Source organism: Streptomyces sp. NPDC017991 (assembly GCF_044328075.1).
Classification (GTDB): domain Bacteria; phylum Actinomycetota; class Actinomycetes; order Streptomycetales; family Streptomycetaceae; genus Streptomyces.
The window spans coordinates 303449-328506 of sequence record NZ_JBIRGP010000014.1 but is presented as its reverse complement, the minus strand read 5'-3'; the positions used below and the strand labels follow the sequence as shown (position 1 = coordinate 328506).

Below are 25058 nucleotides of genomic sequence, written 5' to 3'. Positions count from 1 at the left end.
GGGCGGCACGGGGCCGGAAACCGGGGCCGGGGCCACTCGTCGAGGGGGCGTGCGAGGTCACTTGACGGCTCCGGCGGTCAGCCCGCTGCGCCAGAACCGCTGGAGCAGGACGAAGGCGAGGATGAGGGGCAGCACGGCGAGCAACGATCCCATGATCACCACGGGGTAGTACTCGGGCGACACGGACGCCGAGCTGTTCCACTGGTACAGGCCGAGGCTGACGGGATACAGGTCCTGGTCGGACAGCATCACCATGGGCAGGAAGAAGTTGTTCCAGATCGCGGTCAGCTGGAAGAGGAAGACGGTGATCAGCCCCGGGCCGAGCATCCGCAGACTCACCCGGACGTACGTGGTCAGTTCGCCCGCCCCGTCCACCCGCGCGGCCTCCAGCACCTCGTCGGGCACGTATCCCCGGCTGAAGATACGGCCGAGATAGACGCCGAACGGATTGAACAGCACCGGGATGAACACGGCCCAGAAGGTGTTGACCAGACCGGCCTCGGACGCCATCAGGTACAGCGGCAGCGCGAGGACCGTCTGCGGCACCATGACCGCCGCGAGGACCAGGCCGAACAGCTTCTCCTTGTGCTGGAAGCGGTACTTGTCGAAGGCGTACCCGCAGGCCACGCTCAGCAGCGCGCCGACCGCGGCGCCGAGGACGGCGTACAGCAGGCTGTTGAGGTACCAGCGACCGTACAGCCCGCCGTCCATCGCGAACAGGTCCTGGAGATTGCGTACGGGGGAGAAGCCGCTCACGGAGAGCAGGTCGCTGCTGAACAGGGCGTCCCGGTCCTTGGTGGCGGCCAGCACCAGCCACAGGACGGGCAGCAGGGTGTAGAGGACGGAGACCGCCACGACCACGTTGACCGTCGCCCGCCCCAGCAGACGGGGGCGCTGGAAGGAACTGTCGGTGGTGCTCATCGGGCCTCCTCGGCGTCGGCACGGCTGGTGAAGCGGGTGACGCCGTAGGACAGCGCGATCGTGCACACCAGGAGGACCACCGAGGCGGCCGCCGCCAGGCTGTAGTTGTTGCGGGTGAAGGCCGCGTCGTAGATGTACATGCTCGGCGAGAAGCGGGAGCTGATCATCGGGGAGGACTGGCTGAGCAGCATCGGCTCGGTGAAGAGCTGGAGCGCCCAGATCAGGGTGAAGATCGCCACCATGACGATCGAGGCGCGTACCAGCGGTGTCTTGACCTGGAGCGCCGTGCGCACGGGTCCCGCGCCGTCGACCACGGAGGCCTCGATCACCTCGCGGGGTACGGCCTGCAGGGCGGCGTAGAAGACCACCATGTTGTAGCCGAGGTTGCTCCACAGCGCGATGTTCACGATGGACGGGACAACGGCGTGGATGCCGAGGAAGTCGATCGTGATGTCCGCGCGCGCGAAGAGGTCGATGATCGGGCTGATGCCCGGGGTGTACAGGTACAGCCAGATCAGTGCGGCGATGATGCCGGGCACGGCGTGCGGGAGGAACAGGCCCAGTTGCGCGAAGGCGCGCAGCCGGACCACCCCGGAGTCCAGCAACAGGGCCAGGGCCAGCGCCCCCACGACCATGAGCGGGATGTAGATCAGGCAGTAGAGCGCGACCGTGCCGAGCCCGCCGAGGAAGGTGGGGTCGGTCAGGACGGCCGCGTAACTGCGCAGTCCGACGAAGACGGTGTTCTCAGGGCCGAAGCCGAGCCCCGGCTGGTCGTCGCTGTAGAAGCTGAGGTAGACGGCCGTGCCGACGGGGATCAGGAAGACGGTCGTCAGCAGGACGAAGAAGGGCCCCATGAGGACGGCGACCGCGCCGAACCGGCGGCGTCCGGCGCTCCGGCGGGCGCGCCGGCCCGCGGCGGAGAGGGCCGGGTCGCCGGCGCGGGACGCGTCGGTCGGCACCCGGGGCTGAGCGGTGGTGGTCATGCGGTGTCACCTGCCTTCTCGTCGGCTCAGGTGGAGCGCTGGGTGGTGGACAGGCCCAGGGCCTTGAGGTCGGGCATGGTGCCTTCCTGCGCGGTGCGCAGGGACTCGGTGAGCGATCCTTGGCCGCCGCCGACGCGGGCGAAGGAGTCCTGCATGACCCGCTGGGTGGCGCTCATCCGCGGTCCCCACAGCCAGCCCTCGCCGATCTTCTCCGCCTCCTGTTCGTACAGGCGGTAGATGTCCTGCCCGCCGTAGTACGACCGGTCGAAGGCCTTGCGGCCCACGGCGACCAGGCCGGGGGCGGCCGGGTACTGACTGCTGGTGCCGCTGGAGAGGCGGGCGCGCAGGGCGTCGGGGTGGGAGACCTGCCACTCGATGAACGCCATCGCGGCCTCGGGTCTGCGGCTGTCCTTGGTGATGGCGAACGTCGACCCGCCGTGCGTGCCGACGGAGGGGCTGCCGGTGTCCCACTGGGGGAGCGGGGCGATGCGCCACTGGCCCTTCTGCCCGGGCCGCGCGTTCATCTGCGCGCCGGCGTCCCAGGCGCCGCTGAGCCGGGTGAGGACCAGCCCGTTGCCGATCTGCGCGTCGGACTGCCTGCTCTCGACGGCGTTCACGAACACGTCGTCCCGGTCGACGAGCCGCTGCCAGTACTCCGCGACGCGCCGGGAGGGCGCGTCGGCCAGGGAGACGTTCCAGGCTCCCTCGGAGGTGTCGAACCACTGGGCGCCGGCCTGCCAGGCGTAGGCCGCGAACTGAGTCATCCCGTCCGTCGGGAACAGCACGAGCCGCCGGTCGGCCGCCCTGCGGCGCACGGCGCGTGCCTGCTCGGCGAACTCGTCCCAGGTGCGCGCCACTTGGAGGCCGTACCGGTCGAACAGGTCGGTGCGGTAGTGCATGACCATGGGTTCGACGTCCAGCGGGACGCTGAACACCCGCTTCTCGAAGGTGGTCTGGGCGAGCGCCTGCGGCAGCAGTTTGCGGCGCAGGGAGTCACTGACGAGATCGGTGATGTCCCGGGCGACCCCGTCGATGGCGAACCCCGGCACCTGCGGATACTCGATGGTCGCGACGTCGGGCGCGTTGCCCGCCCGGGCGGCGTTGCTGAGCTTGGCGTAGCCGCCCTGCCCGCCGGAGGGGATCTGCTGGAAGTCGACCTGCACGCTCGTGTGCGTGCGGTTGAAGGCGTCGACCACCTCCTGGCTGCCGCGCAGGGCGGACCAGAAGGTGATGCGTGTGGTGCGGCCCGTGCCGGCCGACGAGGCTCCGTTCCCTCCGCTGCAGGCGCCCACGGCTCCTGTCAGCGGTACGGCGGCCATCGCGGCGAGCACGGACCGACGATCGGGTCGTCCGGGCATGGCGCCTCCCGCGGCTCCTGCGTGTCCACGTCCCTGCGGACACGACTGTTCGGGACACGGGAATCCTCGATGCTCTCGACCCAAACGGTCAAGAGATCGATCAGAAGAAAAACAAACGCTCAAACGCTCACTCGTCCGGCACTCACTCGTTCGAGGTGCCGACCCCGTCCGTGCCGTCCGTGCCGTCCGTGCCGTCGGCCCGCCGTGTCGAGCCGCGCACCATCAGCCGCGGCAGCAACTCGACGCGACGCGCGGGCTGTCGACCGCCCTCCCGGAGGCGTTGCGTCAACAGTTCGGCGGCGGCCCGGCCGACCTGCGCCTTGGGCGGGGACACCGCTGTCAGGGGAGACGTGGCCAGCGCGGCCACCACGTCGTCGTACGCCACGACCGAGCAGTCCTCGGGCACCCGCACCCCGTCGTCCGCCAGCCTCTGCACGACCATCAGCGCGTCCACGTCGCTGTGCAGCACCACCGCGGTCGCCCGCGTCCGGCGCAGCAGCCGCGGCAGATCCGCCGTCTCGTCCGCGGTGTACGGCCCTTCGCGCCCCGCCTGCTTCGAGATCAGCGCCCAGGCCCACTCCTCAAGCAGCGGATGGGCCCCGGCGATGCCGGTGAAGGCGGCTCGCAGCGTACGGGCCGTCGGACTGTCCTCCCGGGTCGCGAACACGATCCGCCGATGGCCGAGTCCCACCAGGTGCTCCACGGCGAGGTGCGCGCCGTACCAGTGGTCCGAGCACACCGAGTCCAGGGTGTGCGCCAGGCTGCCCTGCCGCGGCCGGCGCTCCATCAGCACCGTGGGCACCTCAAGACCGGCCAGCCAGCCGTGGTCGGCCCGCTCCGCCGCCAGGGTGTGCCATCGGGGCGCGAGCAGCAGACCACGGGCGCCGTCGGCCAACGCCCGCTCCACCAGCGGGCGTTCGGCACCGGCCACCTGGGGGGCGATGTGCAGGGCCATGCGCATCCCGGCCTCTTCCAGCGCCGTGCGCGCGCCGTGCAGCGTCTCGGTCAGGTACGAGTGCCGTTCCGGCACCACGACGGCCACCCGGTCGCCGTGGGCCAGGTCGTTCGAGGGGATCTCCTGCGCGGGCAGCGTCGAACGGACGACGCCGTGTCCGCGGCGCAGTCTGCCCTCGCGCGTCAGCTCCTCCACGTCCCGGCGCACCGTCACCACGGAGACCTGCAACTCGTCGGCGAGGTCCCGGACCCGCGCGGCCCCGCGGGCCTGGACCGCCGCGAGAATGCGCTGACGCCTGCGATCGACCGGCTCTCGCACAGTGCTCCACCCCGAATGTTCGTTTGAGCGATTCAGTTCAGCATAACGATCGACCTGCCCCTGCCGGAACCTCTAGGTGGCGGGTGCCGCCGTCATGCCGCTGATGGTCGCGGTGAGGATGCGGGTGAGGCGGGGTTCGACCTCCAGAACGGCGTGAGCCAGGCGGGGATCGCTGCGGTAGAGCTCGGCGATCTCCGGGACCGGTGTGCCGGAGCCGCCGGGAGCCGGGGGAGGCGGGGCGCCGTAGGCCGCCTGAGGCATGGGCGGCGCGGGAAAGTAGGCCGCCGGTGCCGGCGCCGATGCAGGCACCGGACTCGGAGGACCGTATCCCCGCGGTGCCGATCCCGGCGGAAGTGGCGGTGGCGGTGGCGCGGGAACGGTTGAGGCGTGTGCTCCGGTGTCGTACGCCGGGACGGCCCCGGCGGCCACGGGCGGCGTCACGGCGACCTTCCGCGCGGCAACCGGACGGGTGCCACCGGACGCGGTGCGTGGGGCCGGGGTGCGAGGCGCCGCGACGTCGTACCCGGTGAACAGGTCGGACAGTCCCGCGGGCGGCTCACGCCAGCCGGACGGCGCGGGGGCGGGCTGACGGCGGCCGATCCGGATCGAACGGAGCCTGGGCAGATCGGTGCGGCGGTGCAGGTCCGCGGTGGCCAGCGAGAGGCGTACGGCGTTCCAGTCCTCGCCGGTCCGCTGGGCCACCGAAGCGCGCAGCACCAGCCGGCCGCTGCCGTCGCCCTGGCGGTGGTCCAGCCGGTAGGCCGGGATCCAGACGGCGCCGGGCACCTCGTACTCCAGCTCCGGTTCCACCTCGGGGTCCTGCTCCGCGGCCTGTCCTTCTGGTGTGCGGCCGAGGGTCACCAGTGCCGAGACCGTGGTCGACACATGCGCCGAGGGGGCGTCGGTGGAGGAGCGGAGCGGGCGAGGGCGTCCACCGCGACGCTCAGGTCGTGCTCGGCATGGAGCAGTGCTTCCTCCGACGCGTCGAGCCGGGCATGCAGACCGGCCAGCCGCGTGTCCACGAAGTCGGACAGTTCCAGCCACGCGTCGACCGGAGTGGGCCGGGGCGGGTCGTCGCGCTCGGGGTCGGGGTCGGGCGGTATCGGACGGAGTCCCCGGACCTCCTCGACGAGGCCCAGTTGCCGGTCCCGGCGCGCCCGCGCCGCCGCACACTCCTCGTGCCGCCGCTGCGCCTCGCGCCCCAACGCATGAGGTGTGGCAGGGTCGTTCGGTACGGAGTCGACCTCGACCCGAGCCTCGACCACCCGCACCCCGGAGGTACCGGCGACGCGGGCCGCCAGGGAGCCGGGGCCCAACGCCCGGGGCAGCCCGGTGATCCGCACCCTGCCGTCCGGCGGCACACTGCCCCGCGCGACGCGCCGACAGACCGCGCCCTGCGCGTGGACCACGACCGAGTCGAGTGCCGAATCCCAGATCTGCGTCGCCTCAGCCGGCAAGTGCTTCCCCCGGCAGTGTTCCTGGCTGCGTTCCTGGCTGTATCCGTACGGGCGGCCGTGTCCGTAGGGCTGACAGCGTACGCCGACGAGGGACGCGTCTTGAGACGGCCGGTGGGCAGGTCGGCGCGTACGCATGCGCGCGGGTGAGTACGGTGACGGCGTACCGGATGAGTACGTCGACTCAGGGCTTCGGGCGGTCCCGAGGTGATGATGAATTCCGTCGCTCCACCGTCGAGTGGCGCCACCATCGATCCGCCGCCCGAACGCAGGAGTCGCGTGTTCAGTCGCGTAGCAGCCGCCGTCGTCCCCGCCTTCGGGCGTCTGACGACCTCCACGGACGTCACCACCCTTGCGGCGCCGGCCGTCCTCGTCGCCAACCACACCTCGCCTGCGGACCCCGCCGTCGTGCTGGCCGCGCTGCGCCGTATGGACATCGAACCGGTCGTCCTCGCCACCGCCGGACTGTGGCGCGTACCGGTCCTGCGGTACCTCCTGGACCGCGACGGCCATGTCCCCGTGCACCGCCGTACCTCGCGAGCGGCCGACTCCCTGGACGCTGCCGTGGCAGCGCTCGATGCGGGCCGCCACGTCCTCATCTACGGGGAGGGGCGGCTTCCGCGCCGGACGGACGCCGCCGAAGCCGCGCCCGAATCCTTCCGCAGCGGCCCCGCGCGTCTCTCCCTGGCCTCCGGCGCCCCTGTCGTTCCGATCGGTCAGGCCGGAGCGCGCCGAGTCGCGTCCGGCAGCCGTGCCAAGCACATCGCTGGCTTCGTGACGGCGCCGGCCCGCCGCCCGCGACTCCACGTCCACGTGGGCGCGCCTCTCCACCTGCCCGCCGGCATGGAGGCGGCGAACGCGGCCACGCACCAGGCCGTCGTGTCGGCCTGGCGCGTCGCGGCCGGACAACTGCGCGAACCGGCGGCTCTTACTCGCTGACCTAGCTGACTGCGCCGACCTTGTTGAGCGACCCGCCGGTCTCGGCGAGAGCGCCTCTGCGCACCTTTCCAGCGGTCAGCCGGGACGACCTGTCCCATGCGTTCCGCGCTGTCGTGAGCGTCCGGACGCGGTAGGTGCGCAGTTGACCGCGGGAGAGCCGGGCGCGCTCTCCCCCGCCCGTCATCATGGCGTTGACCGACGCCATCGGGTCACCTCCGATCGCCCGTGCGGCGAGGGCCCCCACCACCAGGGGGAGGATCACCACCGCGAGCGCCGAACCGGTGGTGGCCGCGGTGCGGGTGGCGGAGCGCAGGGGACGGGCAGGCGGCATGTCCTTGGTCATGACGACAGTTCAGCAGTCGCCGCTCGGCGAGGCATCGGACGACCTACTCAGCCGACTCGGGTCGGCGTACTCAGTCGAAGAAGCTGGGGGAGCGCGCGGGTTTTTGCCCGGCGTGCGGCGTGCGGCGGATCAGGAGGTCAGCCGGAAGGACTGGGCCGCCGAGCCGGAGCAGGTCTGCTGGGAGAGTTTCGCGCCGTTGGCGGTGGACGATCCGTCGACGGCGAGGCACTTGTTGCTGTGCCGGGCCACGAAGCGGTACGTCCCGGACGCCACCGACTCGGCACGCCACTGCTGGTTGGTGCCGCCCGTGTAGTCCCACAGATGCACCTTGATGCCGTCCGCCGTCGCGCCGGTGCCGCCGTCCACGTCCCAGGACTTGGAGTTGTGCTGGTTGACGACCTGGTAGTAGCCGCTGTCGGTGGAGCGGAACTGCCACTTCTCGTTGGCGCCGTCACCGCACGACCACTGCTGGAGCAACGTGCCGTTGGCCGTGCCCCAGTCGGTGGCGTCCAGGCAGGCCCCGCTGTTGGTGTTCGCCACCCGGTACCAGGCACTGGTGTCGATCGGACCGGTCGGTTCGCCGCCGGACGGGTTCCACACGAAGGTCGCGACCGCGCCGCCGGGCAGGGTGTAGGCCAGCGAGCGGCCGTTGTCGGTGAGGGAGAAACGCTGCGTGCCGCCGGTGTTCACGACGTACGCGACGCGGGTGCCGTCCGGATTCTGGAAGGCGACGTTCTGGATGCCGCCCCCGGGGCTGGTGGAGCCGATCCGGGTGGCGCCGACCTTGACGAACTTGCTGATGTGGCCGAGCGAGTAGTACTCCGCGCCCCGGGTGACGTTGCCGTTCGCGATCTCCACCACGCCGTTGCACCGGGTGCCGCACAGGCCCTGGTGCGGGCCGCCGCTCTGGTTGAGGGCGAGGTTCCAGGTCACCACGGTCTCGCCGCCGTTGCGCATGTTCTGCACGACGAGGTTCTCGGCCTGCCAGCGCAGGCTGTCGGCGAAGGTGTTGGCGGTGTTGTCGCTGTCGGTGCCGGAGCACTCGGTGAAGAAGACGCGCTTGCCGGTGCTGTGGACCTGCTGCTGGGCGGTGGGATTGCCGGCGTAGCAGTGGAAGGCGGCCCCGATGACCCGGCTGATCCCGTTCGTACGGGAGAACACGTCGAGCGGGTAGTCGGGGTGGTCCCAGTTGTGGTCGAAGGCGAGGAGGTTCGTCGGCAGCCCGGCCGCGGTCAGCCGCTGGTCCAGGACGCGGATGAAGTCGGCCTGCTGTGCCGAGCTCATCGACATCGAGGGGTAACTCGTCGGGTTCTCGGGCTCGTTCTGCACGGTGAGATCGGTGAGGGTGATGCCCTCCTGGCCGTACGCCTTGACCGCCTTGACCAGGTAGTCCGCGAAGTCGCCGTAGTTCTCGGTCCGAAGACTGCCACCGTTGAGCGAGTTGTTCGTCTTCATCCAGGCGGGCGGCGACCACGGCGTGCCCATCAACCGGATGGACGGGTTGACGCCGAGGGCCTGCTTGACGACGGGGATGATCTCCGCCTTGTCCCGGTCGATGGAGAACTGCCCGCGGGTGTCCTCGTAGGAGTACGGGCTGTTGGAGGCGTCGAAGTCGGTGCTGGCGAGCGGCTGGCGCAGGTAGGACAGGCCGATTCCGTCGCCCGAGGTGGAGAACAGCGAGCGCATCAGCTCGGTGCGGCGGTCCGTGGCGAGCCCTTGTATGAGGTGCGCGGACGCCCCGGTGACCGATGCGCCGGCGCCGCTGTAGCGCTGGCTCCGCTGGTTGGCGTCGATGCGCACGTCGGTGCCCTGCGCCGAGCCGTTGAAGGTGAGGGTGCCGTCGGAGCTGAGCTTGCGGGCCCCGTCCCCGGTGGTCACCCAGACCTGGGCGACCGGGTCGGCGGCGTGTGCGGTGCCGCCGCCGGTGAGCCCGAGCCCGGCGGCGGCGAGGGTCAGGGTCAGGGCGGCGGCGACCCCTGGCCGTGATGAACGGATTCTTCGAAGACGGAGATGTGACACGGGTGCGGCTCTCCTTCGGTCGATGACGCGTGGGGGACCCGGGCCGTCCCGCCGCGATGTCAGGGAGGCGGCGGGGCGGCCAGGGTTCGAAGGGGTAGTGCACGCGTGCCGCCGGGCCGGCGTGGCGAGGCGGTACGACGGCGCCATGAAAGCACACCTACTAAACACTTAGTAAGTGGTCTGCATCACCCTGTGTGGAGCGGTGGCGAGATCATTCGTGAGCCCGGCGGCGGAGCGTATGGTGAGCGGGTGACTGACCAGTCGGTAGGCCGAGCCACTCGGGGTGCCCGTGACAGGCCCCGCGTCCCCCGCAGCCCCGAAGCCCGACAGCGCCAGCAGGACATCCTGTACATCGCGATGGACACGTTCGCGGCGCGCGGCTACAACAACGCCTCTCTTGCGGAGATCGCGGAGCGGGCGGGCCTCACCCAGGCCGGCGTCCTGCACTACTTCCGCTCCAAGTCACTGCTGCTGACCAGCGTGCTCGAACTGCGCGACGACACGGACATCGAGCAACTCGGCACCGAGCGTCCGCAAGGACTGCGATTCCTGCACCACCTCGTCGAGACCGCCCGGCGCAACGCCGAACGCGAGGGCATCGTCCGGCTCTACGCCGTGCTCTCCGCGGAGTCCGTCACCGACGACCATCCGGCCCAGGAGTACTTCCGCAGCCGCTACGCCGGTCTGCGCGGCTTCGTCGCCGACGCCGTCACCGAGACGTGCCGACTGGGCGACGACGAGGCGGACGCGGAGCGCGCGCTGATCGCGGCCAACGCGATCATCGCCGTCATGGACGGCCTGCAGATCCAATGGCTCCTCGACCCGGCGGCGGTCGACATGGCGGCTTCGACGGAATTGGTCATCGACGCGGTCCTGGCCCAGCTGACGCCGTAACCGTCCAGGGCACGGAACTGGGGTCGAGGTCCCGAGGCTGCCGAGATCGAGGCCGAGGCGGCGGGCGCGCACCGAGTGACGGAGTCCGGTGCCGAACCCGGGTGTTGAACTCCGGTTACGGAACCCCGGTGTCGTGGTCGCCCGGTTCAGCCCAGCGTCGCGCTCGCCGCCCGCAGTTCGTCGAGCGCGGCCAGGGTGTGTCCCGCCAGTTCGTCCTCGGCGTCACGGTCGCCCTCGGACCATTCTGCGAACCCCCGCTTGAAGGCCAGCATGCCCAGCTCGCCCGCGAGGGCCGCTGTCGGGCCCGGGACGCCGCGGGCGGTGAGGGCCGCCGCCATCGCGGCCGCGAGGCTGACGCTCTTGAGGACGTCGCGTTCCTGCAGTTCGGTGCTGGCTGCGACGGCCGCCTTCAGTCGTGGGGCCAGCTCGCGGTTCATGGGCCCCATCGCGCCCGAGGCCCGTTCGAGACCGGCGGCGACCGCCTCCAGAGGGCTGGCCGTGCCGGGGGCCTCGGCGATGCCCTCGGTCAGCAGTCGGCTCAGCGTCTCCTGCCCGGCGACCAGCAGCTCGCGCTTGTCGGGGAAGTGCCGGAAGAACGTGCTCTTGGTGACTCCGGCGCGCTCGGCGATCTGCATGACCGTCGTGGCGTCGTACCCCTGCTCGATGAAGAGATCGACAGCCGCCATGACGAGGCGTTCGCGTGCGCCCGGTTCCCATCGACCCATGGGCCGATCATACGTGATGGGACTCTTGTCCCATCACCCTGTACAGTGATGGGACAAGAGTCCCATCACTTGCGGGAGAGTTCCATGCGCGTTTTCGTCACCGGCGGCACCGGCCTGATAGGTACCGCAGTCGTCGCCGAACTGCTCGGCAACGGCCACACCGTCCTCGCCCTCGCCCGCTCCGACGCGTCGGCGCGGGCCGCCGAGGCGGCCGGCGCCGAGCCGTTCCGGGGAGGTCTCGCCGACCTCGACGTCCTGCGGACCGCTGTCGCCCGGACCGACGGAGTGATCCACCTGGCGTTCCGCAACGACTTCAGCAGTCCCGAAGCCCTCGCCGCGGCGATCGCCGAGGAGACCACCGCCCTGACCACCCTCGGCGAGGAACTCGCCGGAAGCGACCGCCCCCTCGTCACCGTCTCCGGTACGCCATGGGTGCCGGGCCGTGCCTCCACCGAGGCCGACCCGCTGCCGACCGACGGTCCGGTGGGTGGCCGCGGTCGCACGGTCACGGAGATCCTGGGTCTGGCCGCACGAGGGGTCCGCAGCACGGCCGTACGCCTGCCCCGTACGGTGCACCATCAGGGCGCGGGCGGGTTCGCCGGGCTGCTGACCGAGACCGCGCGGCGGACCGGAGTGTCCGGCTATCCCGGCGACGGCACCCAGCGGTGGCCGGCGGTGCACGCACTCGACGCGGCAACCCTCTTCCGGCTGGCTCTGGAGCGGGGCACGGCCGGGTCCGCCTGGCACGCCGTGGCCGACGAGGGCGACCGGGTGCGCGACATCGCCGCGGTCATCGGGCGGCGGCTCGACCTGCCGGTGGAACCGGTGCCGCAGGAGACGTACGGACCGCTCGGCCCGATCTTCGCCACCGACCAGCCCTCCTCCAGCGCCCGTACCCGGCAGACACTCGGCTGGGAACCCAAGCACCCGGACCTCCTCCAGGACCTGGAGAACATCCAGCCCTGACAAGGGCCGGCAAGGGATGCGCCGTCGTAACCGGGAGGGCGCCGTCAGGCGGGCTGCCACAGTTCGACCCGGTTGCCCGCCGGGTCGGTCACCCAGCCGAACCGGCCGACGCCCTGCATGTCCTGTGTCTCCTGGGCCACGTCCGCGCCCTTGGCGCGCAACTGCGCGAGCATCGCGTCCAGATCGCGGACCCGGAAGTTGAGCATGCTCTGCTGGGTGCGGGACCCGAAGTGGTCGGTGTCCGACTCGAACGCCGCGAACACCGTCGGCCCGGCCTCCTGACGCCACAAGCCGTTGTCGTCGGCGTCCAGGCCGAGGCAGTCGCGGTACCAGGCGCTCAGGGCCGCCGGGTCGGCGGTCCGCAGGAAATATCCACCGATTCCAAGCACACGTTCCATGCCGCCATCCTGACAGGACGGCGGCGCAGGACCCGGGTCGACGCGGTCGGTGCGGGAGCGGGCCGCTCAGAGCGCCCAGGCGGGGGCCTCTCCCGTCCAGCTCACGACGAGCAGGATGTCGTCGAGCGCGCCCGACTCGAACAACGCCCTGGCGCCCGCGTCGAAGCCCAGCCGCCAGTCGCCCGCCGGGCCGGTCCCCAGCAGCCCGTTCCAGGCCGCGGCATTGCCCCGGCGGGTGCCGGCGACGCCATTGGTCGCCGTCGCCGTGCCGCCGGTCGCGCCGCGGGTCAGGGAGATCGCGGTGTCCGGAACCGGGGCGTCGCTCGACAGCCGAACGGCGACCGCCGCGGCGGTGAGCCCTTCGATGCCGCCCGGGAAGTCGACGTCGCGCAGCGGGAGCGTGACCGACCTCGCGGCGGGGGCGGCCGGGTTGTTAAGGTCGTACCACTGGTCGGGGAAGTCCCTCGCCAGGCTGAACACGCAGTCGGCGCCGCGGTCCCGGTCGGCGTTGAGCCGGGTGACCACCTGCTCGCGGTAGGTGTCGTCGTACGCGGCGGTGTAGTCCACCGTGACCAGCAGGTCGACGATGGTGGAGTAGTCGATCGGGTTGGCGGCGGGCGGCAGGCGGAACTCCCAGCTGGTGTCCACACCGCTGCCCTCGAACGGCAGCAGCATGTCCGACTGGGCATCGAGCTCGAACACCCCGCTGGCGTTCACCGGCGACGTCAGGGCGACGACCCCCGGATCACTGCGCACCACGACCTCCTGGAACGTGCCGTCCCGGCCGGTGGTGACCCGTGAGATGCCGTTGGAGTGGAGCGTGGCGCGGATTCCACGGTCCGGCGGAACCAGCGCGACGAGGCTCGTGCGCACCTGACGGACCAGCCGGAGGTAGTGGCCGGGGAAGTCGCCGTCGAACAGGGCCGTGGGAGTGGTGAAGGCGAGCGTGCCCGTACGGCGGAACTCCAGGAACTCCACCGGCATCAGCCGGGCCAGCGAGAACGTCTGCGAGAGGTTCAGGCGCCGGCGCGCGGAGCTGAAGGCGTACTCGTCGAGCCGGGTCAGGTCCTGGGCGAGCTGTTCCGCACCCGTGAGGCCCCGCCGGTCGGGGCCGGCGTTCGACGTCATCTCGGCCGGCGACTGGCCGTAGTCCTGGCGGATCAGCACCCGGGCGGGTTCCGCCCGCTCGAAGGCGAGCTGGGCCTGGGCCTGCCGGGCCGTCGCGGTGGCCTGCTGCAGGAAGTACCGGTACACCCCGCCCAGGGTGTCGCTCATCCAGAGGTACAGGTCGGCGTTGGTGAACTGGCCGTTGAGGAAGGTCAGGGTGGCCGTCGCCTGGTCGTGCTGGAGCGTCGCGACATCCTGTTCCCGCTCGGCTATCGTGACCTGGTCGTTCGCCACGGTGATATGCGCGGCGGCGATCTGCATGTCCTGCAGGGCGGCCACCTGTTGCCGCCGCCACTCGTCCTTGCGCTGCTCGATACCTGCTCGCAGCTGGTCGGCCTGCAACTGCGCCTCCAGATGGTTCTGCTGGAGCTGGAAGCCTCCCTTGACGGCCGCGGTCGCACTCATCGAGATGGCGAGGGCCTGCCGGGCGCCACCGCTGAAGATCGCGTCCATCAGGCTGGCCCCGGACGACGCCGCCTGCGCGATGGCGAGGGCCGTGTCCGCCACGGTGATCGCGTCCCTGATGTCACGCATCTCGCCGTAGTCGTCGAGCAGGTCCTGCTCGTACTTGTTCATGGGTGCGTCGAGAGCCGCGGCCAAGGAGCCGGACATGGTCTCGGCCTTCGTCAGCTGCGCCGTGGCGGCGGTGACGGCGTCGTTGGCCTCCTCGACCCTGCTCAGCGCGACCCTGGCCTGCGCCGCGCTGAGATCGACCGCCTTGAGGGCGTCGTAGACACGCAGAGTGCGGTCGTCGTACTTCTCCAGGGCGGAGAGGTAGCCGGCCTCCATCTGCGCGGCCTGGGCGGCGAGTTGCCCGGCCCGCTCCAGCAGCACCTTGAAACGGTACGGGGTCGGCCGGTTCACCGTCGCGGCCGCGAGGCCCTGGGTGCGCGGCATGCCCGCGATGTTGCGGCCCTGGCGGAGCTTGGCCAGCTGCATGTCCACCCTGGTGCGCAGGGTGCGGACCTCCGGGATCGGCAGCGCCGGCTCACCGAGGTTCGTCGGTGTCTGCGGCACCAGGGCGGCGGAGCCGAGCAGTCGGCGGGCGGCGACGTAGAGGGTACGGGCATGGGCGACGGATTCGTCGGTCTCCCGGGTGAACTCCGCGTCGGCGTGGTCGAGATGACATCTGATGATCGACAGCAGGGTGTACCGGGTGTGGGGCTTGGGACGCTTCGCGGACGCCGAGTCCGCCAGCGCGAACGGGTCGAGGTTCGCGGTCCAGTTGGCCGGGAACGTCAGATCGGGGCCGGACAGCGTCTCGCTGTTGATGCGGCTGTAGATCGAGGTCGGCGAGGTCAGGTCGTACGGGAGGACGATCCAGTACCAGTCGAGCGCCGCCCGGTAGTCCCCGGCCGCCTGAAGTCGCTGCGCGAGGAGCATCGGCACGGCCCAGAAGATCTCCCGGTTGTCGGCGTGCCCGGTGTTCTGCACGGCCTCGATCCCGCTCGACACGTTCGCGAGAGCGGTCTGATGTGCGGCCCTGCGCTGTGGATCGAGATAGGTGAACGAGCCGGGGAGCGTGATCCGCTTCGCCGTGAGGTAGTCGGCCGCCAGCTTGACGGCGGTGCCGGCGGTGAACGTGGCTCCCGGCCCGCTGACCTGCGAGAAGAGGATGTCCAGCGGCAGCGTCGGGGTGCCTGGTGTCATCGTCCTGGTGCTCGGTACGAGCAGGGCCGGGTCGAGGTGCCGCTCGGGGAACAGGAAGGCCGTGGTGGCCGCCTGCCAGGTGCCCTGTGCACCCAGCCAGGCCCAGGCGGCGGCGAACGTCTCGGGTCCGTTCTTGAACGTCCAGCCGGCCGCCGGGTGGTCCGTGGCCAGCTCGCCCGACCGCTTCGCCGACAGCAGTGACTGCACGCTCTCGACCGCCTGGCCGATACGGGTCGTGCGCAGGGTCCCGCCGGCGAGCATGTCGACGAGGAACCGTGCCGACATCGACTCGCCCACCTCGCCCACCGCCGTGGTCGTGGCGGCCAGGTCGGCGAGCAGCGCGTCGCGCAGGATCGGCAGCGCGGTCTGCTCGGCGTCGGCCACGGCCTGCGCGTCGGCCTCGCGCAGGGCCTCCCGCTGGGCGATCCTGGCGCGCAGCACGGACTGCCAGGCGGCACGGGCCCCGCCCTCGGCACGGTACGGGCCGGGCGCGGGCCCGGCACCGCCGGCGACGAAGAAGTCCGGCGAGAGCACGAAGCCCGACTCCGCCGCCCGCCAGGCCGGGTACAGCTGTTGACGCTTGTGGGCACCGGTGAGGACGTCCAGACCGTCGTCCCACTCGGCCGTGGTGACCGTTCCGGCGCCGGCCAGCGCGCTCAGCCGCCTGAGGTACAGGAAGCCGTCCCGGGTCAGACCCCGAGCGGAGAGGGCACCGCCGATGTCGGCACCCCGCGCGTCCTGAGCGGCCAGGGCGGCCAGGTCGAGGCCGGGCTGCGCGGTCGTGAGCATCGCGGTGAGGGCGGCGGCCGGCGTCCTGCCCGTCCTGAGCGCGGACAGCGTGGCACGGTACGCGGAGAGGGCCTGCGCCCGGTCGGTCAGCAGCTTGCGGACGGGGTCGCCGGCCGGCCCGTCGACGACGTCGCCCGCTGCGATCACATCGGGATCGGCGAGCACTTCGAAGGCCCTCGGCGCATCGGGGTGCTGGTCCTGTCCGGCCCAGGCGAGCGACTGGGCGGACAGCCGCCAGCCGAGCAGCAGCGGCACACCGGGGACACGCAGTGGATCGGACGCGGTCGTCGAGGGCAGGCCGAACAGTGCCTCCAGGCCGGCCTCGGTGAGCGCGGGGCCGTCGATCAGCAGTTGGTCGAGTTCGTCGGGTGCCGTCGTCCTGAGCCGGATGCCGAGCCGCTCGGCGAGCGCCCGGCGGGTCGTGGCGTCGGCGCCCCTGACCAGCCGCAGTTCCGCGTACGAGGTCCCGGCGGAGGCGAGCAGGGACGCGTACGCCGTGCCGCGGTACTGCTGTTCCAGGGCGGAACCGGGCGTGATGGGCGTGTTCGTGGCCGCGACGCGGGCCCGCAGGAGCTCGACGGGTATCCGCAGCTGGTTGACCTCGTGGCCGCCCAGGTCGGCCTCGGCCGACAGGGGCTGGCTGAGCCGGTCGAGCGGCTGCCCGAGCGCCGCCACCAGGATGGCGGTGTCCAGCGGCGCGGCGGGCGGTCCTGGCACGTTGACCTGCTCGTGCGCGAAGGACAGCAGCGCGGCGAGATACTCGCGCTCGTCCAGCCGCTGCTCCAGGGTCTCGGGCACGTACGAACTGATCACCGTGGCCTGTACGTCCTTGGCGGTCACGTTGCCCGCGTTGTCGGTCGCCCACAGGTGGACGGTGTGCGCGCCGAACCCCGTCAGCGGTACGTCCGCGGTCCAGTTCCTGAAGTCACCGCCCGCACCCGGCTTCGCCAGGGTCCTGGTGCCGGTGGGGGACAGCGCCCACTCCACCTTGGCGCTGCCGCCCGTCATGCCGCTCTGCGCGTCGGGAGCCGTCCCCTGCAGAGGCGCGGTGGCGGCGCCCCTGCTGTCACCGAACACGGTGACGGGGGAGACCTGAAGGTTCGGCGGCGAGGCGTCACGGCCGGTGAACGCGCGGGTCTGTGTCGCGGTCAGGCCGTCGGGGTCGGTGCAGGTGATCGTCACGGTCCGCGCCCCGAGCGGCATGGGCAGCAGACTGACCGGTATCCGGTACGAGGCGACACCGCCCGACGCCACGGGCAGGGTCGAGTTGTCCCGCGTGACGGTGATGGTGAGCGGCGCGATCTGGGCGCGGGTGACATCGAAGTGCGCGGTGATCTGCCCGCTTCCCTCGAACAGGTCGACCGTGCTGCCCGCGGCGGGGGCCGACCAGGTGAAGGCCGGTGGTGACGCCGCCTGCACCTGGACGGTCTGGGAGACGCTGACCGGGGTGGACGTGGCGGACCACACGTCGGGCCACTGCTCGGGGTACGGGACGTACCAGCCGATCGCACGGTAGTTGGCGGTCACCTTGACCGGGAGCTGCGTGCCCGGAGCGACGGACGCAGGCAACGGCACCTGGGCCGTCCAGCCCCCGCCCGAAGCGGTCGCCTGGACCGCGGGCAGCCCGGCGACGGTCACCATGACCGAGTTGAGGATGTCGTACGGGTCGTGGTCACCGCCCTGCGGGACGAGCCCGTTCACCTGCGCGGTCACCACGACCGTGCGTCGCACCACCGCGTTCGCGGCCGGCCCTGAGATCTGTACGGTAACGGTCACTTCTGCTCTCTCCTTCTCGTCGAGGAACGGCAATGGCCGGGGACGACGCCTCGCCGGCGTCTCTCCGGCGGTCAGGGTTGCGGCGCGGGCTGTTTCGACGAGTTGAAGTGACCTTCGATCATCTGCCTCGCACGGTCCTGTGCCCCTTGCGCATCGCGCAGCAGGTCCTCGGCGGTCCTCCGGTCGTTCTCGAAGGCGGCCCTGGCCTCGCCCAGGCTGCCGTGGGAGGTCGTCGCCCCGAAGCTGTTGACGAACCTGATCTGCGGCGTGACGTCCACGAAGCCGGGGCTGTTCTTGTCGTGCATCGCGGGCCGGTAGTCGTGGAGGAAGGTGACGATCGCGGAGACCTCCTCCCTCCTGATGGAGAAGAGGTCCTTGTCCGTCGGGTCACTGTTTCCGTGGACGGCGGACAGCTCCTTGGGGTCCATCACCCCGCCCTCGACGAAGTAACGGCCGGTCGCGCCCGCGTTGTTGTCGTCGAGGCCGTAGAGGTGACCGATCTCGTGCTTGACCAGATCAGGTGCGTTCCCCAGTTCGCCGTAGCGGCGGTGCCTGTTCATCCAGACAGCCCCGCCCCCGCCGCCGAACCTGGTCACCCCGCCGATGTACGTGTCGCCGGGGCGCCCCCGGTCGTCCCCGACGGCCTTGGGGTGGTATCCCGCTCTGTCCTGCGAGAGGTATCTGTTGCCCCGGTAGTTCACTGTGCCGGGTTCGGAGGACGCCGGTTTGTTGAGGACCTGGAGCCGCACCCGCACATCGAAGGTGACCGCCATCCCGTTCTGGTCCGTGAAAGGCGCCGCCGTGTCGAACGCCTTCTTCGCCTTGAGCACTTGCTGCTCCTCAAGGGGGGTGGTGACCACGATCACCATGCCGAGGACCATGGTTCTGCGTTCCCAGTCCGTGACCACGGTGAAGTCACGGCCCGACCCGTCGACGAGCCGGAGCGGCGCGCCCGCGCAGTACTGGTAGAGGTTGATCGCGCCACCGGGCCCCGCCGGGTCGGGCGCCGACCAGCGGGCCAGCCACGACAGGTAGTACCGGTCGCCGTGGCAGGCGAGACCGCTCTCCTCGTCGCGTTCCGCACCGGTGAAGCGGTAGCGCTTGCGGGTGTGACTGCCGAAGCTGGTCTCCCCGTAGGGGGTGTACTCCTCACGGTTGGTGAGGGTTCCGGTCTGGTCCAGGACAGCGGTGCTGCTCCCGAGGTGGTCCGGCAGGTGGTAGGCGACAGCGGGCCCGCCCTCGTCGGGACGTGCGCTGCCGAACCGCACCAGGGCGACACGCCGGTGGTCGTCCATGACGTGGACGTGATTGTTCTGACCGCTCTGCGCTCCACCCCAGCGATGCAGCTCGAACGTCCCGTCGATGTAATGCGTGACCTCGACCGCGCCGCCCTGTCTGCGGACCAGTTTCTTCACCCGCGCACCGGCCGAGTCGTACAAGTACTGGGCGTGCACCGACGGCTCGGCCCCGGCGGTCTGCGTCGCGAACGCGGTCATGCGGCCGGCGTGGTTCCAGGAGAAGTGCCGGGACGTGGTCTCGGACAGCAGGTTGCCGCCCGCGTCGTACGTGTAGTCGTACGGTGTCGTCCCGCTCGGTGCGCTCGTGCCGGTCGTCATGCGCCGCAGCCGGTTGCCGCCGTCCGCCGCCGTGAACGTGCGCTTGAAACCGCCCGTGCCGGCGTGGGTGAGGGTGAGCAGATTCCCCGCCCCGTCGTAGTCGTACGTCTCCCGGTACGTCTGTGCCCGGGTCACGTCGGTGCCGCGCGGCGTGGCCGGCCAGGGCTCACCCTGCGGCGGGGCCGCGTACTCGCGCCCGCTCGCCGACAGCAGCCGGTACAGGGGATCGTGGGTGAAACGCCGGTCGAGCGCGTCGCCGCCGGCCAGCAGGGCGCGCAGCACCGGGTCGGCGACGGCGGCGGCCTCGGGGTTGCCGGGAACACCGCTGCCGGGGGTGCGGTCGCGCACCTCGGTGAGGTTGCCGACCAGGTCGTACGCGTAGCCGACGTCCTGGAGCGCGGGCCCGGCCGGCCGGAAGGTCATGGGATCGACCAGGCTGTAGCGCTCGGTGCGCAGCCGCGTCGGCAGGAACGTGTCCGGGTCGTAGGCGTGGCGGGACAGTACGCCGTTGCCGTAGGCGATCAGCGACCGCTGTCCCTTGGCGTCGTAGGCGATGCGCCGGACGTGCACCGTGCTGTCGAGCTGCACCTGTTCCAGCGCCCCCGCCCGGTTGTACGAGTGGTAGAGCACGTGCCGCTTTCCCTCCGCGTCGGCGGGCAGGAAGCGCCGCTTGAGGCGGTTCAGGGCGTCGTACTCGCTGGAGGTGACGTGTTCGGCCGGTTCGAGGAGCTGTGCGTCGCGCTGGGCCTGGCTCTGGCCGGGCCAGGGCGTCCAGTCGAGCTGGAACGGCCGCACCTGCCAGCCGTCGGAGGCCGCCCGGTCGTAGACGGACAGGAGAGCCGCGTCGGCGATCACCCGGCGACTGCTCTGGAGCACGTTGCCCTTGAAGTCGACGGACTCGACACCGGCGTGCCCGGCCTCGTCCCAGTGGTGGACGGCCCGGCCGAGCAGGTTGCGGCCACGGGCGCCGGCGCGTTCCACGGGCCGCTGAGCTGCGCTCCCGGCGTCACCGTACGAGACGCGCTGGCGCACGGAGACGCTCCCGACGTGGTCGTCCCTGGCCCAGACCTGGCTCGGCCGGTGCAGCGGGTCGAACATGCCCAGGACGAGCGCACCCCTGCTGTCCCGGGCCTCGACCACCTGCCCCAGGGCATCGGGGACGCTGTCGTGCCGGCCCGCGTCGAGGCTGTCCGCCCGCCAGCGTCGGTGAGCCAGGTCGAAACGGTAGGCGAAGGCGGCCCGCCCGAGCTGGTCGGTGATGCCGAGCAGATTTCCCTGGACGTCGTACGCCGACGTCGTGGTGAGCCACTCGGCGGCGGTGGGACCGCGCCGGGCGACGGCGCGCACGACCCGGCCGAGCGCGTCGACCTCGGTGCTCGACGGCGTGTCCCAGTGCGTCCGGTACGCCGAGGCCGCGTCGCCGTGGGTGCGGCCGGCGTTGTCGTTCGCGTCGTAGGTGTACGTCTCCCACGGCGTCGGCAGGGCGCGGTCGGGATCCGCCAGGTCGGACGGGACGCCGAAGACGACCCGCTGCTCGCTGCCGTCCGGGTGCACCGTGCGCTCGACCCGCCCGCTCGCGTCGTGGAACATGACGCTCCTGCGGCCGAGTTGGGCGTCCAGGGGTGGCGCGTAGTCGTAGCCGGTGGAGAAGAACGGCTCGTACTTGTGCACCACCCGGCCCTTGTTGTCGTACACCTGCCAGCCGGACACCACCACGTTGTCCGGGCTGGCCGGCGCCCTCGTGCGGCCCGTCGAGTCGCCCGTCGGCGTGCGGTCGCCGCCCGGGATGACGTTCCCGCCGAAGGACGGATCGCCGAAGAGCGTGTCCTCGGCCTGCGTCCTGGTCTGCAGCGGCCTGCCGAAACCGTCGGAGTACGCCACCGACACGAGCACGTCGTCGAGGCGTTCGGCGGGCACCCCGGTCTCCGTGTCGTGGTGCACCCGTCTGACCGTGGTGACGGACGCCGGCTGTCCGCTCCCGAGGAAGGCATGCAGGTTGTACTTCATCGTCGTCCCCGGCGCCGCCCGGTCGCCCTCGCCGTTCTTGCCCCGGGTCCAGGTCGCGGTGACGAGTCCGGCGGGGGAGAACGTCACCGACGTGGCGTTGCCGTTCGGATCGGTCACCGTGTGCGGGCGCAGCAGGCGGTGGTCGTACTCCGCGGCGGTGGTGAGCCCGACGGGGTCCGTGTCGAGGACGGGGAACAGGGCGTGCCGGTCGTAGGCGACCTGGCTGCGCGCGCCGAGCGGGTCGAGCGAGGCCGTCCGCAGGCCGCGCGGGGTCGACCCCGGTTCCTGGGTGTCGTAGCGGTGCCGTTGCGTGGTCACGTAGTAGCCGCCGGGGGAGCCGGGCACGTCGGTGTCCGCGTAGTGCGTGTATCCGGCGAGCGCGGGCAGCGAGCCGCGGAAGGCGGCCGGATACTCGGCCGGCCAGTCGATCCGGTCACCGGGCGCCAGGTAGGGCGGACGCGGCCCGGCCGCCCGGGGGTCGTCGGCGGGATACAGCAGGTCGAGAAAGCCGTCCTGGAACGCCAACGACTCGCAGCGCACCGGCAGTCCGTACGCGCCCAGCGTGCCGAGCGGCAGCCCGGTGAACTCCGCGCCGTCGTAGTAGGTACGGGTGTGGCCGATCACCCGCAGCGAGACCCCGGACGGCAGTGCCCCGCCGGCCACGGCGTCCCGCAGCGACGGCACCGGCAGCAGGCCGTCGTTGACGACCTCGTGGCTCGACGTCCTCGCCACGCGGTCCACGACGTAGTGCTCGGCGTCGTCCCGGCGCGCGTACTCCGTCGTCGCGTACGTGGCCGGGTACGGCTCGGGCGTCTCGCCCGGCCCCGCGACCGTCAGCGGGTCACGGCCGCGCGGCACCGGGACCGAGAGCTGCCCGGTCGCGAACCCGTACGCGTCGTACCCGGTCGGGAACGCGAACTGCGTCATCGGCTCCGGGCCGCGTTCCCATCTCGTGGTGCGCGTGCCGAGCGAGAACGGGAAGAAGATCCGCTCCCGGTCCGGCAGCCCGCCCGCCTCCTCCTCCCGTACGCCCGACAGGGTCTCCGTCACGGTGTAGGGCCGGTCGGACAGCGGGCCGCCGTCCCGTGCGAACACCTCGGTGCGCATCACCTGCCCCCGCAGGGCGCGCAACGCCGAACGGCGGGCCGCCCGTGGCAGTCCCGCCAGGAACGCGAGCTGTTCCGGCGGTCTGGACAGCATGGGTGTGTCGCCCTGCCAGTACTCGTGGCTCAGGTCGAGTTCGGTCCAGTCGCCGGCCTCGTCGGCGGCGACCGGCCCGCAGTGGAACCAGCTCCTGGTGAGCACGGGCGGCGCGTGGTGGCCCTGCGGCACACCCGCTCCCGTCGCCCCGCCGAACGTCTCCGTGTCCAGATGCTCGACCAGCGCGAAACCGCGGAACTCCCGCTCGACGCCGTCCCAGTAGCCGTGCCGGTAGCGGTACTCGGTGGCCAGCGTGCCGCCCGAGATCCGGTCCGCGACCTCGGTCCTCGTCACCACGTGCACCGGGAAGGGCAGCGGGGTGCGCCAGCGGGTGGCCGGGTCGGCGAAGTCGCGCAGGTACTCCCGGGTCGACGGCGCGTACGTCACCCGCGTGAGCGCGCCGAGGCTGTTGTCCGTCGAGGTGAGCAGATGCGGTTTCACCCCGCCGGTGAAGTCCAGGAAACGCGCGTGCGGCCCGCCGGAGACACCCGCCGACCGGCTCAGCAGCAGCCCGGCCATCCCGGTGCCGAACAGGTCGGACAGTTCGAGCACGTCGGTGCCGGACACCCGCGGGGTGCCGCGGACGATCACCGGGGTCTCGCTCCAGCCGTTGCCCGACCGGTTGCCCCACAGCAGCACCCGCCCGCTGTCGACGTACAGCAGGTCGGCGGCCCCGTCGCCGTCGACGTCGCCGAGGAGCACCCGGCGCGGGTCGTAACCGTCGGGCAGGCGGGGCGCGTCGCGCATCTGGATCCGCGCGCCCCATCTGTTGTGCCCGAGGTTGGGCCAGTACGCCACGTTCCCGTTGCGCAGCAGTACGAGGTCCTGAAGGCCGTCGCCGGTCATGTCGGCCAGCCGCACCCTCGGATCGGCGAGGTCGACGCGCGGGCCGTCGAGGCCGACCGCGGTGCGCCGCCAGGCCTCGCGCGGATCGCGGTCGTTGAACCACGCCTGGAGGCGGGTGCCCGACCGCACCAGGTCCGTCAGCCCGTCGCCGTCGAGGTCGACCAGTCTCACCTGCGGGTCGGCGACGCTCACACCGGGGGACCGGCGGTAGCGGGTGAAGCCGCGGCGGCTCCAGCCCCCCGCGAAGGCCATCGGGAAGTAGCCCGCGGCGGGGCCGCCGTCCCGGTCCGGTGTGCCTGCGGCGGGCGCGAACAGATCGGGCCGGCCGTCGCCGTCGGCGTCCAGGAACCGCACCCCGGGCTGTCCGAGCGAGAGCGCGGGTGCCTCGGCCATCGAGCGGGGCGCGTCGAACCGGCCGCCGCCCGCGTTGCGCCACACCCGTGCCGCCGCCCCGAGTTCCACGACGTCGGGCAGGCCCGCGCCGTGCAGGTCCACCAGGGCGAGCGTGGGACTGTTCAGCGCGGCGGCCGGGAAACCGGGGCCCGTCACGGGGGAGAACCCGCGTCCGCCCGGGTCGAAGCCCGAGTACCCGAAGATCAGGGGAGGCATGAGTTCCTCCGGCACCACTCCCGATGCCGTGGCCGGGTCCGGGGCGGGTTCCGGTGCCGGTGCCCCCGCCGCGTCGATCCCCACCTCGCTCACGCTCGCGAGCAGCGACACCCCGTTGAACTCCGCCTGCCGATAGGCGAGTCGGTACTCGCGTGCCACCCGTGCCACCCCGTCCGCGGCACGGGTCGTCACCCGGATCACGTCGCAGCGCAAGGACGTCCGCACCTCGAAGCCCGCCCGGTGGTCGGAGAACGGGTCGGGGCGCGACGAGTACACGAAGTCGACGGAGACCAGGAACCGGGGGTCGGCCCGGTCGCCGTAGTCGGCGTAGGAGATGCCCGCCAGAAGCGGCCGGGACCACGACCTGCCCTGCTCGGTGCCCGCGTCGGCGAGGTGGACGTATCGGACCAGGTTGCCGAGCGGATCGACGGTCTCGGTGAGCTGCCAGCCGAAGACGCGGCCCGCGTCATGCGGATCGGCGGTCACCGCCGGGTCCCGCCAGGTGTCCGCGGCTCCCGCGGGACGCCGTGTCCCGTATCTGCTCAGCGAGCCGTCCTTGCCCCGGACCTCCCAGTAGTCACCCGTCGCGTCCTTGACGTGCTCGATCCGGGCGAACAACCCCTCCGTACGGGGCCGGTAGCGCACCCGGCCGGGATACGTGCCGAGGACCGGCACCAGATCCTCGGCACCCGACAGCAGGAACACATCGGCCGCGTCCGCGTCCCCCGGCCCGGCGGCATCGAGGTATCTCGGAACGCCGTGCGACGTCTTGCGCGAGATACCGGGCAGTCCCAACTGCCAGCCGAGCCCGAACGGCCCGTTCCCGTTGCCGGTGCTGTAGCCGAGAGCGAGCGACGGTGTCGCCCCCTGCCGCCCCGCGGGCACCGCCAGGGGCACGGACATGTTGCCCGTCCCCGTGAACAGGTCCGGCGCGAACTTCTCCCCCAACCCGCCGACGGCGCCGCCCCCTTGCGGCAAGGCGATCGCCGAACCCGCCGCCGTCGCGTCCGCGGTGTCCGCAGAAGTCATGGTGCCTCCCCCTGGATCGAGCCTCGGCGACCGCCGTCGCTCATCGACGGGACACCGAACTGATGCGTCAGCGTGGGCTGCGTGTGTGGGTGGGAA

The 25058-nt window shown here is 71.7% G+C and carries 15 protein-coding genes; 3 read left to right on the top strand and 12 right to left on the bottom strand.

Features of this window, described 5'->3' with window-relative positions; translation table 11 throughout:
- Window positions 1-57: 57 nt before the first annotated feature.
- From ACH4DZ_RS35445 to ACH4DZ_RS35420, 6 genes are all read right to left on the bottom strand, one after another.
- Window positions 58-921, bottom strand: a complete 864-nt coding sequence (locus tag ACH4DZ_RS35445; RefSeq protein WP_398292234.1) for a carbohydrate ABC transporter permease — start codon at window positions 919-921, stop codon at window positions 58-60.
- Window positions 918-1904 (bottom strand): carbohydrate ABC transporter permease, encoded by a 987-nt coding sequence (locus ACH4DZ_RS35440; protein WP_398292232.1) that lies wholly within the window; start codon window positions 1902-1904, stop codon window positions 918-920. The genes ACH4DZ_RS35445 and ACH4DZ_RS35440 overlap by 4 nt, the downstream gene beginning before the upstream one ends.
- 26 nt (window positions 1905-1930) lie before the next feature.
- On the bottom strand, window positions 1931-3262 hold the full coding sequence (locus ACH4DZ_RS35435) for an ABC transporter substrate-binding protein (RefSeq protein ID WP_398292230.1): 1332 nt from the start codon (window positions 3260-3262) through the stop codon (window positions 1931-1933).
- Between the two features lie 142 nt (window positions 3263-3404).
- A complete protein-coding gene (locus ACH4DZ_RS35430; RefSeq protein ID WP_398292228.1) occupies window positions 3405-4535 on the bottom strand; it encodes a substrate-binding domain-containing protein in 1131 nt (376 codons plus the stop codon).
- A gap of 72 nt (window positions 4536-4607) precedes the next feature.
- Window positions 4608-5420 carry a DUF4139 domain-containing protein gene (locus ACH4DZ_RS35425; protein ID WP_398292226.1) on the bottom strand — a complete coding sequence of 271 codons (813 nt, stop codon included), beginning with the start codon at window positions 5418-5420 and terminating at the stop codon, window positions 4608-4610.
- Window positions 5393-5992 (bottom strand): DUF4140 domain-containing protein, encoded by a 600-nt coding sequence (locus ACH4DZ_RS35420; protein ID WP_398292224.1) that lies wholly within the window; start codon window positions 5990-5992, stop codon window positions 5393-5395. Before ACH4DZ_RS35420 ends, ACH4DZ_RS35425 begins: the two co-directional genes overlap by 28 nt.
- 276 nt (window positions 5993-6268) lie before the next feature.
- On the opposite strand from ACH4DZ_RS35420, the gene ACH4DZ_RS35415 reads away from it, so the two are divergent.
- Complete coding sequence (locus ACH4DZ_RS35415; RefSeq protein WP_398292222.1) at window positions 6269-6928, top strand: lysophospholipid acyltransferase family protein; 660 nt, start codon at window positions 6269-6271, stop codon at window positions 6926-6928.
- Window position 6929: 1 nt separating this feature from the next.
- Here the strand turns inward: ACH4DZ_RS35415 and ACH4DZ_RS35410 are convergent, their stop codons facing one another.
- Window positions 6930-7271, bottom strand: a complete 342-nt coding sequence (locus ACH4DZ_RS35410) for a hypothetical protein (RefSeq protein WP_398292220.1) — start codon at window positions 7269-7271, stop codon at window positions 6930-6932.
- 129 nt (window positions 7272-7400) lie between these two features.
- Window positions 7401-9266 carry an RICIN domain-containing protein gene (locus tag ACH4DZ_RS35405; RefSeq protein WP_398292309.1) on the bottom strand — a complete coding sequence of 622 codons (1866 nt, stop codon included), beginning with the start codon at window positions 9264-9266 and terminating at the stop codon, window positions 7401-7403.
- Window positions 9267-9647: 381 nt separating this feature from the next.
- Between ACH4DZ_RS35405 and ACH4DZ_RS35400 the strand changes: the two genes are divergently transcribed.
- Window positions 9648-10184: a TetR/AcrR family transcriptional regulator gene (locus ACH4DZ_RS35400; RefSeq protein ID WP_398292307.1), complete on the top strand. Its 537-nt coding sequence runs from the start codon at window positions 9648-9650 to the stop codon at window positions 10182-10184.
- A 146-nt stretch (window positions 10185-10330) separates the two neighbouring features.
- Here the strand turns inward: ACH4DZ_RS35400 and ACH4DZ_RS35395 are convergent, their stop codons facing one another.
- Complete coding sequence (locus ACH4DZ_RS35395; protein ID WP_398292218.1) at window positions 10331-10909, bottom strand: TetR/AcrR family transcriptional regulator; 579 nt, start codon at window positions 10907-10909, stop codon at window positions 10331-10333.
- A gap of 84 nt (window positions 10910-10993) precedes the next feature.
- Between ACH4DZ_RS35395 and ACH4DZ_RS35390 the strand changes: the two genes are divergently transcribed.
- On the top strand, window positions 10994-11875 hold the full coding sequence (locus ACH4DZ_RS35390; RefSeq protein WP_398292216.1) for an SDR family oxidoreductase: 882 nt from the start codon (window positions 10994-10996) through the stop codon (window positions 11873-11875).
- Between the two features lie 44 nt (window positions 11876-11919).
- On the opposite strand, the gene ACH4DZ_RS35385 is transcribed toward ACH4DZ_RS35390, so the two are convergent.
- From ACH4DZ_RS35385 to ACH4DZ_RS35375, 3 genes are all read right to left on the bottom strand, one after another.
- A complete protein-coding gene (locus ACH4DZ_RS35385; protein WP_398292214.1) occupies window positions 11920-12273 on the bottom strand; it encodes a VOC family protein in 354 nt (117 codons plus the stop codon).
- A gap of 66 nt (window positions 12274-12339) precedes the next feature.
- A complete protein-coding gene (locus ACH4DZ_RS35380) occupies window positions 12340-17655 on the bottom strand; it encodes a hypothetical protein (protein WP_398292212.1) in 5316 nt (1771 codons plus the stop codon).
- 71 nt (window positions 17656-17726) lie between these two features.
- Window positions 17727-24962, bottom strand: coding sequence for a SpvB/TcaC N-terminal domain-containing protein (locus tag ACH4DZ_RS35375; RefSeq protein WP_398292210.1), 7236 nt, complete (start codon window positions 24960-24962; stop codon window positions 17727-17729).
- Window positions 24963-25058 lie beyond the last annotated feature (96 nt).